At 65.5% G+C, this 527-nt stretch carries 1 protein-coding gene; it reads left to right on the top strand.

All coding sequences use genetic code 11. The features are described 5' to 3' along the window. A partial coding sequence (locus tag A5759_RS08260; protein WP_156616866.1) for an AMP-binding protein occupies positions 1-527 on the top strand: 527 nt, incomplete at both ends.

The following is a 527-nucleotide window of genomic DNA, read 5'->3' as shown; positions in this document are numbered from 1 at the left end:
TCGCAGTCGATTCCGGGGTTGTTCGCCGCGCAGGTTTCGCGTGCCCCTGAGGCGGTGGCGGTGAGTTTCGAGGGTCGTTCTTTGACCTACCGCGAACTCGATGAGGCCTCGAATCGGTTGGCGCATTTGTTGGTTGAGCGTGGTGTTGGTCCGGGTCAGCGGGTAGCGGTGTTGGTTCCGCGCTCGGCTGGGGCGGTGGTGGCGTTGTTGGCGGTGCTCAAGACCGGGGCGGCGTACCTGTCGATGGACCCCGCGCACCCGGCGGCGCGGATGGAGTTCATGGTCGGCGATGCTGCGCCGATCGTGGCGCTCACTACCGCGGCGCTGGCCGAACGGCTTGACCGGTGCGGCGTGCCGATCATCGATATCGCTGAACCTGGCATCGAGGCCTATCCGAGCGCGGGCTTGCCAAGCCCGGCGGCTGAGAACATCGCGTATCTGATTTACACGTCGGGTACTACCGGCAAGCCCAAGGGTGTGGCGGTCACGCACCGCAATGTGGCGTGTCTGTTGGAGGCGTTGGACTC

The organism is Mycobacterium sp. 852014-52144_SCH5372336 (assembly GCF_001665615.1).
Taxonomy (GTDB): domain Bacteria; phylum Actinomycetota; class Actinomycetes; order Mycobacteriales; family Mycobacteriaceae; genus Mycobacterium; species Mycobacterium neumannii_A.
This window is presented reverse-complemented; position numbering and strand designations above follow the sequence as displayed.